9 protein-coding genes and 1 tRNA gene are annotated in these 9,540 nt (G+C 57.4%); 4 read left to right on the forward strand and 6 right to left on the reverse strand.

Annotation, left to right across the window (positions count from 1 at the left end):
* Positions 1-86: 86 nt before the first annotated feature.
* The gene (locus GTA51_RS19525) at positions 87-524 is read right to left on the reverse strand and encodes a hypothetical protein (RefSeq protein WP_160964112.1); all 438 of its coding nucleotides are present in this window, start codon (positions 522-524) and stop codon (positions 87-89) included.
* A 166-nt stretch (positions 525-690) separates the two neighbouring features.
* Between GTA51_RS19525 and GTA51_RS19530 the strand changes: the two genes are divergently transcribed.
* On the forward strand, positions 691-2,055 hold the full coding sequence (locus GTA51_RS19530; protein ID WP_160964114.1) for a radical SAM family protein: 1,365 nt from the start codon (positions 691-693) through the stop codon (positions 2,053-2,055).
* 391 nt (positions 2,056-2,446) lie between these two features.
* On the opposite strand, the gene purM is transcribed toward GTA51_RS19530, so the two are convergent.
* Positions 2,447-3,493 carry a phosphoribosylformylglycinamidine cyclo-ligase gene (gene purM, locus GTA51_RS19535; RefSeq protein ID WP_160964116.1) on the reverse strand — a complete coding sequence of 349 codons (1,047 nt, stop codon included), beginning with the start codon at positions 3,491-3,493 and terminating at the stop codon, positions 2,447-2,449.
* A gap of 27 nt (positions 3,494-3,520) precedes the next feature.
* On the opposite strand from purM, the gene GTA51_RS19540 reads away from it, so the two are divergent.
* The 3 genes from GTA51_RS19540 to GTA51_RS19550 all read left to right on the forward strand — a co-directional run bounded on the left by GTA51_RS19540 (position 3,521) and on the right by GTA51_RS19550 (position 5,309).
* Positions 3,521-4,027 carry a hypothetical protein gene (locus tag GTA51_RS19540; protein ID WP_160964118.1) on the forward strand — a complete coding sequence of 169 codons (507 nt, stop codon included), beginning with the start codon at positions 3,521-3,523 and terminating at the stop codon, positions 4,025-4,027.
* 23 nt (positions 4,028-4,050) lie between these two features.
* Positions 4,051-5,067: an AmmeMemoRadiSam system radical SAM enzyme gene (gene amrS, locus GTA51_RS19545; protein ID WP_160964120.1), complete on the forward strand. Its 1,017-nt coding sequence runs from the start codon at positions 4,051-4,053 to the stop codon at positions 5,065-5,067.
* A 165-nt stretch (positions 5,068-5,232) separates the two neighbouring features.
* Positions 5,233-5,309, forward strand: a tRNA-Pro gene (locus GTA51_RS19550).
* A 180-nt stretch (positions 5,310-5,489) separates the two neighbouring features.
* On the opposite strand, the gene GTA51_RS19555 is transcribed toward GTA51_RS19550, so the two are convergent.
* From GTA51_RS19555 to GTA51_RS19570, 4 genes are all read right to left on the reverse strand, one after another.
* Positions 5,490-6,536 carry a tyrosine-type recombinase/integrase gene (locus tag GTA51_RS19555; RefSeq protein WP_160964122.1) on the reverse strand — a complete coding sequence of 349 codons (1,047 nt, stop codon included), beginning with the start codon at positions 6,534-6,536 and terminating at the stop codon, positions 5,490-5,492.
* A 547-nt stretch (positions 6,537-7,083) separates the two neighbouring features.
* Positions 7,084-7,641 (reverse strand): tyrosine-type recombinase/integrase, encoded by a 558-nt coding sequence (locus tag GTA51_RS19560; protein ID WP_160964124.1) that lies wholly within the window; start codon positions 7,639-7,641, stop codon positions 7,084-7,086.
* Between the two features lie 262 nt (positions 7,642-7,903).
* On the reverse strand, positions 7,904-8,263 hold the full coding sequence (locus GTA51_RS19565) for a hypothetical protein (protein ID WP_160964126.1): 360 nt from the start codon (positions 8,261-8,263) through the stop codon (positions 7,904-7,906).
* 384 nt (positions 8,264-8,647) lie between these two features.
* Positions 8,648-9,028 carry a DUF6573 family protein gene (locus GTA51_RS19570; RefSeq protein WP_160964128.1) on the reverse strand — a complete coding sequence of 127 codons (381 nt, stop codon included), beginning with the start codon at positions 9,026-9,028 and terminating at the stop codon, positions 8,648-8,650.
* Between the last annotated feature and the right edge of the window lie 512 nt (positions 9,029-9,540).

The raw sequence follows: 9,540 nt of genomic DNA on the forward strand, positions 1-9,540 counted from the left end.
CCGGCTGGTGCAACGAAATCTGTTTCAGCAATGTGAAATTCTCGACCTCATTGACCCGCGACGGCAACGCTTAAAACCAAACAATTCTAGCAGGCTATCTCTTCTAAATTAGCCGGACAGAAATGGCAGAGTACAAAATTTTTATACATGAGATCGACCAAAGCTTGGTTAACGACCTCTTCTTTCTTGTCATGACTATCATAAAACGCGTACAACTCGACCCTGTGGGCTTCTATAGCTGCGGCCGAAGGTAGAACATGCCATTCGTAAGGAAACAGACTTCGACAGCAACAATAAGTCGCATAGACCAATGCCGTCACGGATATGAAACTTGATAAAACAAAAAAGAATTTCTGTAATCCCCCATATGATTTCCCATCGAACCACTGAGTACCTAAGAAACCAACAACAAGGACAATTACCATGATATACATCTGAAGCTTGCCCGACAATTTCTCTTTCAAATCCAACTCAAAGTAGTACTGCTTTTCAAACAGTTTAAATACATAATGATTTTCGTCCATATAAATATTTACCTAAAAAGGCGACAACTGTCAATTTTCCCCAACAAAAAAGCGAGCAACAAGACACATACTTCGCTAAAATAGCATTAGAAATACAAAAATACATGCACCATCAGGTGTCTAAAGATGGTGCCAAAAAGATTACCATTCTCAATAGGAGGCTCCCATGGCCGAACACAAACCCCGCCCCAAGCTCGTTTTCGCCGACGACGACGGCAATATCTATGACCACCCCGAGTTGGAAATGCTGGTGCGCCGGGGGGATCGCCTGGAGCCGCCGCGCCCCGACGAGATCATCGCCCTGCCCCCGGACAGCGAACTGTTCCTGCTGCCCGGCCGCGACGCCTTGGGCTTTGATCCCGAATCCGGCGAGATCGAACACCTGGAAGAACGGGCCGTGGCCGCCTTCGTCTGTCCCGGCTACACCCTCTCGGCCACGGCCGCCTATGCCGCCCGCGACGGTGCCCCGGTGCTGCCGCTTTTTGCCTACGGCGCCGTCGGCTTTGCCAATGAGCGCTTCTACGTGGCCGCCGCCCGGGTGGACGAGGACAAACGGCAAGTCTTTACCGGCATCAGCCGGGAGCGCATCGTCAAAGGGGCCAAGGCGCTTCGGGCCAAATTCCCCAAGAACAGGCTCATCGAACACTTAAGCGGCTGCGCCCTGACCTCCTGCTGCCCGGCCGCGCGCAATCTGGCCCTTGGCCGGTTTGAAGCGCCGCTGCCCACCTCGCGCGTGTGCAACGCCCGGTGCGTGGGCTGTCTGTCGCTGCAAGACGCCGACTCGGGCTTTCCCTCCACCCAGACGCGCATCCGCTTTCGGCCAACGGCCCAGGAAATCGTGGAAGTCATGGTCGAACACGGCCGGCGGGAAAAGCGGCCCATCTATTCCTTCGGCCAGGGCTGCGAAGGCGAACCGCTCACCGAAGCCAAGGTCATCTGCGAGGCCGTGGCCCGCTTTCGCCAGAGCGGCGGCCAGGGCACGGTCAACATCAACACCAACGCCAGCCTGCCGGACGGCGTGGAAGCCTTTGCCGCCGCCGGCGGCACCTCGATCCGTGTCAGCCTGTCCAGCGCCGAGCCAGCCCTTTACGAAGCCTATTACCGGCCGGTGGGCTACGCGTTTGCCGACGTGATCGAGTCCATCGCCCGGGCCAAGGCCGGCGGGCTGTTCGTGTCGCTCAATTTCCTTTTCTTCCCCGGCGTCTCCGACACCGAGGCCGAACTGGCCGCGCTCACCGAGCTGGTCACCGAGCACAAGGTCGATTTCATCCAGTTGCGCAACTTAAACCTCGACCCCCAGCTCTATTTGCAAGTGGCAGCCGGCAGCGGCGCTATGGCCAACCCGGCCCGCCACGCCTCCATGGGCTTGGCCAATTTCCGCAAACGCCTGCGCAAAGCCTGCCCCTGGGTTAAATTTGGGTATTTCAACCCATATGTGGAGGGGCGAGAAGCGAAAGAGGAAGAGGCGGATGCCTCCGGCGGCCGGGGGGGATCATCCCCCCCGGACCCCCTGGAAGGGGAAAATAGTTAGGGGGTTATCCGGGCTGACTGGCAAACGGGGCGCACGCCCCCACGCAAAACGCCGCCCCTGGTCCAAACCGGAATCATCCGGTTTGGACCAGGGGCGGCGTCATTTCTTGAAAGCGCTACGGGCCAACAGCGCCTCGCCTACCCGCTCCCCGTAAAAAACTTCTCACGTCGGGAGGGGGCCGGAGGCTCATTTCCCCGGTGGGGTCAGGGGCAAAAGTGGTTCCTCTAAAGCTTGCCCTGCGGCATGAGCCCGCCCGAAGCAAGTCCCGCTCACACCCACCGTCGCGGCAACGCCGTTCCCCCTTAACCCCTTGCCTTCAGGTGGGATTCCAAAGGGCTCAGCCCTTTGGCCGCCGGAGGCACTCTTCTCTTCTCTTTTCCTCACCTCTCCCCTAAAAAATAACCTCGACCTGCTCGGCACCTTCTTTGCGGATGCCGATACGGCCGATGACGCGGGCGTATTCGTGCAGGGCTTTTAAGCGCTGCACCACATCGTCGGCGTTCTCCGAGGCCACCACCAGCATAAAGCCGATGCCGCAATTAAAAATTTGCAGCATCTCCGGCCAGGTGAGCTTGCCCTGGTCTTTGAGCCAGTCGAACACCGGCAGCACATGCCAGGAGCCGAAGCGGATCTGGGCGGCCACGCCCTTGGGCAGGATGCGGTTGACGTTGTCGTAGAACCCGCCGCCGGTGATGTGGACCATACCCTTGATGTCGAAGTCGCGCAGCAGATTGAGCACGGTCTTGACGTAGATGCGCGTGGGTGCGAGCAGCGCCTCGCCCACCGTCTGGGTGGAATTGGGCAGCGGGTCACCCGGGGCCAGCCCGGAGTCGGCCAGGATTTTTCGGATCAGCGAATAGCCGTTGGAATGCGGTCCCGAGGCTTCGATGCCGATAATGACATCATCGACGCCGATGCTTGAGCCGTCGATGATTTTGGCGTTATCCACGACGCCCACGCAAAAGCCGGCCAGATCATACACGCCGTCGGGATAAAAGCCCGGCATTTCGGCTGTCTCGCCGCCTAAAAGGGCGCAACCGGACTCTTTGCAGCCGTCGGCGATGCCGGTAACGACCTGGGCGGCCAGATCGACCGAGAGTTTGCCGGTGGCGAAATAATCCAGGAAAAAAAGCGGCTTCGCGCCCTGCACCAATATGTCGTTGACACACATGGCCACAAGGTCGATACCGATGGTATCGTGCTTATCCATGTCGTGGGCGAGCTTGAGCTTGGTGCCCACGCCATCGGTCCCGGCCACAAGCACGGGCTCGGCCATGGCACCGGTGTCGAGCTTGAAAAGCCCGCCGAAACCGCCGATGTCGGAGAGCACGCCCTTGCCGTAGGTTCCGGCCACGATGGACTTGATGCGCGAAACCAGGGAGTTGCCGGCGTCGATGTCAACGCCAGCGGCTTTGTAGGCTGCCGATCTGTCGGCCATGGGGTCGCTCCTTGCGGGAAATACCAAATGAAAACATGTCATGCTAGCCGTTTTACCGGCGAACTTCAAGGGAAGGCCGCACCCCGGCGGGCTGGGGCGGCGATACTGGCCGCGACCCTGACCGCCGCCCTGTTTGCTGCGACGCTGGCCCTGGCCGATGGGATGCCAGGCGCGCCGCCGGCCGAGTACGGCCCGCCGCCGGCCCCGCCCTCGGACAGTGCCTGGGATAGCGACGACGACGCCCGGCGCGACGTGCGTCTGGGCAACGTGGACCACATGCGCCTGGGGCGCGAAGACGACGGCAGCGTCATCATGGAAGTGCGGCCGCGTCCCAAACAGACCCCGGACCAACAGCAAGTCGGCCCCTTTTACATCTATCCCCAGGTGGGCACCATGCCCGGCCAGCAGACCGGGCAAACCGGCCAGCAAACCGGGACGCAAACGGGTCGCCCCCAGCAAGGCCAGCCCGGCGGCATGGGCCAGTACAACCAAAGTGCGCCGGGCGGCCAGGGATCGGCCGGCAGCGGTTCATAGCTTCTGCCGCCACCGGAGGTACCATGCATCCTGCCGCTCTCTGGAAAGCCCTGCCTGACAGGCGCGTGTCCTGCCGGCTGTGTGCCCATTTTTGCCGCATAGACGACGGCCAGCGCGGCCTTTGCGGCGTGCGGGAAAATCACGGGGGCGCGCTTTTCACCCTGGTCTATGACCGGGTGGCCGCCGCCAACCTCGATCCGGTGGAGAAAAAACCGCTGTATCATTTTCTGCCCGGCACGACGACGTTTTCGTTCGGGACCATGGGCTGCAATCTGTCCTGCTCCTTTTGCCAGAATTTCAGTTTGTCCCAGCCGCCGCGCCAGGGCAAAGCCATTGCCGGGCAACGGGCGACTCCGGCCGAACTGGTTGCCGCGGCCAAGGGGGCCGGTGCGGCCTCGGTGTCCTACACCTATTCCGAACCGACGGTTTTTTTTGAGCTGATGGCCGAGACAGCCGACCTCGCCCACGCCAGGGGCCTGAAAAACATCCTGGTTTCCAACGGGTTCCAGAGTCCGGCCTGCCTGGACGCGTTGGCCGGGCGCATTGACGCGGCCAACATCGATTTAAAGGCCATGCGACCGGAGTTCTATGAGCGCATCTGCGGGGCGCGGCTCAAACCCGTGCTTCAAAATCTCGTGCGCATTCGTGAACTTGGCTGGTGGCTGGAAGTAACGACGCTGCTTATTCCCGGCGACAATGACGGGACCGAAGAGTTGACGGAACTGGCCACATTCCTGGTCAAGGAGCTTGGCCCGGACACGCCCTGGCACATTTCGCGTTTTCATCCCGATTTTGCCATGCGTGAGCGGCCGCCGACACCGCCGGAAACCCTGGAACGGGCCTACGCCATCGGCCGCGAGGCCGGGCTGCGCTATGTCTATGTCGGCAATGTCCGGGACAGGGCCACCAGTGCCACCCACTGCCCGGGTTGCGGCGAACGGCTCATCGAGCGCGAGGGCATGGGGCTCTTGGCCGCGCGCACAGTGGGAGGCCGGTGTTTCGCCTGCGGCGCGGCCATCGCCGGCGTCGGCCTGCCCTAGAGCCGCGTCCGCGCAATCCGGCTCTAACCTGAAAACGACAACACATTGAATTTACAATACTATTTTCAAAACAACACATATATCTTTGGAACCGCGAAACTTGGCTACGCCGTGGCGATCTGCTTGCCATAACCGGGAAGTTGCAGTAACCAGTTCCCTCTTCGTCGGGGCGTGGCGCAGACTGGTAGCGCGCCTGCTTTGGGAGCAGGATGCCGGGTGTTCAAATCACCTCGCCCCGACCAATTATTTCAAGGGGATAGGACATTGGTTCCTGTCCCCTTTTGCTTTTGGATAACCTTGGTGGATAACCTTTTGGCCAACCCACTGGTTTTCCATGGGGAAACCTGGATAACTTTTGGCAGGGATGCTGCTAACTTAGGACAGGATGCTGTTTGCTCCACCGTGTCCCATGTGGGCCGGGATCAGCGGGCCGGCTGGTCCAACCGAGGCAACTTAGCAATTGTTCTACGTTTTTCATCACCGAGCAGATGGTAGTAATTGTTCGCGGTCATCTGGATCGAGGAATGCCCCATCAGATTGCTCACCGCCGAGAGGTCACCTCCTTCCCGCAGGAGCGTCGTCGCGAACAAGTGGCGGATATCATAGAGGACCACGGGATAGGTAATCCCGGCACGCCGGCACGCCGTCCTCATGGACCGGCTAATCTGCTTGACCTGCCGGCCGTTGTACTCGACGACAAAGTCAGACAGGGCTGAATCTTTCACCTGCTGAAGCCGCGCCATGAACTCGTCCGAGATGGGAATAATTCTTCGAGTTTTGGTCTTGGTCGCATACACGGAAACCATCTGCTCCTCCCAATTGATATCACCCCACTTCAGGGCAAGTAACTCAGACGGACCCGTTCTGACACCCAGGTTCCAAGCGACTTCCATCGCCCAGGCCAGATGCGGCACGGCGGCGGCTTTAATCTTGTTCAAGTCGGTGACGGTGAGTCTCGTGTCCCGTGGCCGCTCCTTGGGCTTTTTCCAGCGGCGGAGAGGGTTCTTCTCGATCAACTCGTTGTCCACGCCGAACTGGAAAACCGTCTTCAGATAAGCCAGATACCTCCCTCTGGTCACGGGTGAACGTTTCGCATAGATTTTTCCAACACGATTAATGACTTCGTCGAACCGGATCTGTTCAACCGGGCGTTGTGCGAAAGCGGGAATAATGTGCCGTTCGAGGATGACCGCAAGCTCTTTGAGCCGGCGAATGGACTTCCCCTCCGCTTTCTTGGCGTTAATGTACATCTGGGAGAGTTCATCAAGAAAAATCTTTTTCCCAGGTGCTGGCGTAGACACGTCCAAAGGAACTTCGATTGTCTTGTGGGCTTTAACCTGCTCATCGAACTTCTCGGCTTCACGTTTTGCAGCGCGCCCTTTGCCAAAAGTCTTGGTATGCTGGCGGCCATTTTCGTCACGGTACGCCACATAGTAGGTGCCGTTGTTGTTTCGCTTGTGGACAGACATTTTTCTATACCTCCAACTTCAAAGGTGTTCGTGTTTCAGCAGACGCCCCGTCTAAGAAGGTGCTTGGGGCCTCCATAAAAGCATCTAGGTCGGCGACGCAGAATCTGTTTTGATGAGGACCATACTTCGGGATGCAGAAATCCCTAGAGAGCGTTCGAAAACGCCGGGCGCTGTACCCGCAGTACTCGGCAGCTTTCGCTGGTGTTAAGAATGGTCCGACCGACATGGGCCGATTATTACACGAGATTTTGCCCCAATGCATTCCAGGCTATCCGATATTGCAGGGAAGTTGGCGTTTTCAATTGCTTCGGATTCCCTGCAACACTTTGTGGGACTTCCTCCTGCTAGGCTCGATCATATGATTGCCCATAATTATTTCGCATAAAAAAATATTTTTCGTGCCATTTGCGTTTTTTACCTCAATATTTAGGCTTGTTACTGCTGATAGATATCCCTATGATTCGACTCTCCTGAAAAAAATTGGGTCGCCCTGGCTAGGGTTGCCGCCGCAGCGACCCAATGCTGTAACCACCTGTTATTAAGCTTTTTACAAGGTATTCATGAGCACCTGCTCCACCTCCTCGTCTTGAACGCCCATGTAGCGGCGGGTGACGGATGGGCTGGAATGGTTCAGCCGCTTGGCCAAGACCTCCCAGGACACGCCGAATTCACGACGCTGATGGTAGGTCCAGGTCTTGCGCAGAGAATGACAGCCGTAGTTCCCTTTGAGGTTGGTGGCGGCGGCCCAGGCCTTCACCTTCTTGGTGACGGACAGGGTTGTCAGGGGTGAGTTCGCCGTCTTGCGGCTTTTGAACAGGTAGTGCCTGTCCTCGGGCTGGGCGATGGCGAGATATTCCTCCAGGGCCGCCAGAATCTCCTTGTTGGCGATGAGCACGTTGGGCTTGCCGGTTTTCTTCTCCTGGATGGAGATGCGGTCACCGAGCTTCAAGCCGCGCACGGCGGCGACTCGGAGAGCCAGCAGGTCTTGGACACGCAAGCCGGAATTTATGCCCATGACAAACAGAAGCTTATCTCTCGGACTGTCGACCAAAAGTCTTTTGATTGAGCGAAGATATCGCGTCTCGATGAACGGGTCCACTCGCATGGAGCTACCTCCTTGAAAGCATGTTTTTCTTTGGGGAAGGATCAAATCGATCTTTGGAAATAGCACTGGGAGCTTGGCCGGTGGGCCACCCCCATGTATCTCGTTGAAGCTAAAAGCCTTTTGGAAAAATCCTGGGCCAATGCCGCTTCTTGAGGAGAAAGCGGCTTTGGAAATGGCATCATTTGTACCGGGCTCGCCGGCAGCGAGACGCTCCGAAAGAGAGAAGGGTCCAAGCCTTACGGCCGGACCCCTCGGTTGTGGGTTATCCTCGGGTGAGGACAATGCGGTCTTCCTCGATCTGGATTTGAAAGAGGTCGCCTTCGCGTACCTCCTGACCAGCGATGATGATACCGCGCAGGTTAAGCGTGAGCCTCCCCTTGGGGTTTACCTTTGGAAGGTTGCTGCCCCGCAGGAAGAGGCCTTCAATGTCGTAGAAGGTCTTGTCCTCTGCCATGAGGCGCAGTAAATGCTTTCGCAAAGTCTGCTTATGCAGGATGCCAACACGTTCCATCATGGAGTCTGCCGAGAGGTTCTCGGAGATACACTGACGCAGTAGGCCTGGTTGATACCGAGATTCGATTCTTGTGGATTCAGTCTCGGTGGTTTCGGGCTTCTTTGCCATGGTGAACTCCTTTTGTGGTTGTTTTGTAATAAATATCTGTAATTAAAGCATAATTCTGTCAAAATGCGCATAAATTTAGCATTTTTCATGCAAAATCAGCCTTTTGGACCATGTGTCAGCGAACTTATTCTCCCTGAAAAAGCGGCTTTGGGCCGGAGCTGCGATTTCCGGGGCTTTTGGGTCTGGGGGATAGAAAACCCCGGGGAAGCCCCCAAAACCCCAGGAATGGGGAGTATAGGGGGCTCCGGGGGCTTGGGAGGGGCGTCCCCAAAAGGGATCCGGGAAGAGGGCACCCCCAAAGGGAGCCTGGCCCTCGCTATCATTTTGGAAAATGGTGACCGCTGCCCTGTACAGGAGAATACCCCACCCATAGGACCAGCCGAGTTAATCGTCGCCCGGCAGCATGATGGTCATGACCGGCTCCCCGTGGTCCCCAGGGCCGACGACGGCGATGATCCGAACACGCTCGTGGCGACCGGGTACCATCAGGAAAAGAACGTCAAGTTCGAGGTAATCCGTAGCGGATTTGCCGAGGATGGCCGTTCGAAGGACCATGAAGAGATCGTGGAGCCGCCCGGAGGAACTGCTTTGCCCCTCGCCTTCCAGGCCAGCCGGCGGCGTGATGTAGGAATGGAACAGGTTATCGGTAACGACGGTGTGGAATTTGAAACCGGCTTCCTTCGCCTGGGTGGTCACGTCGATTAAAACGCCGTCTTCAATGGCTTGGTCGCGGCTGTAGGAATAGATCAGGTTGAAATCATCCATGTTGGCATCCTCCAGTATTTAATGGGTAAATACGGGGAGGATACCCTGGCTTGGCCGGAGTGGTCACGGTTTCGGACGCCGGCCCGGCTATGAAAAAGAAAAAGGGATTACTCCAGCCGAAGCCGGAGAATCCCTGTGGAAAACAGTCCCAGCACATTGCCGAGGCCCCATTTCAGGGCGACGGCGATGGGCCTTACGATAGGCCAGGACTGTTGCCAGTTCCGACCCCCGTTTGCCACTGGACAGGCGGTTTTCCCGCATCCAGCGACGCCGGAGTGACGCATTTGAGTGTGCTTTTCTAGTGAAAGCACGAAATAGGATATATTGTCCGCGATTGCGGAGATTTTTGAACTAAAATTTTGACTATATAATTTGGTCAACAAGTTCGTAATTTGTTTTATTTGCAGGATTTTAGCATTTCGAAGCGTCACTCCGGTGTATCCCTTACGGATACGCAGCCATCTCAATGTCTCAGGCCCTCACGCCTTTGCGTCTTAATATAAGAGCAAGAC

It is taken from the genome of Solidesulfovibrio aerotolerans (assembly GCF_009856865.1).
Classification (GTDB): Bacteria; Desulfobacterota; Desulfovibrionia; order Desulfovibrionales; family Desulfovibrionaceae; genus Solidesulfovibrio; species Solidesulfovibrio aerotolerans.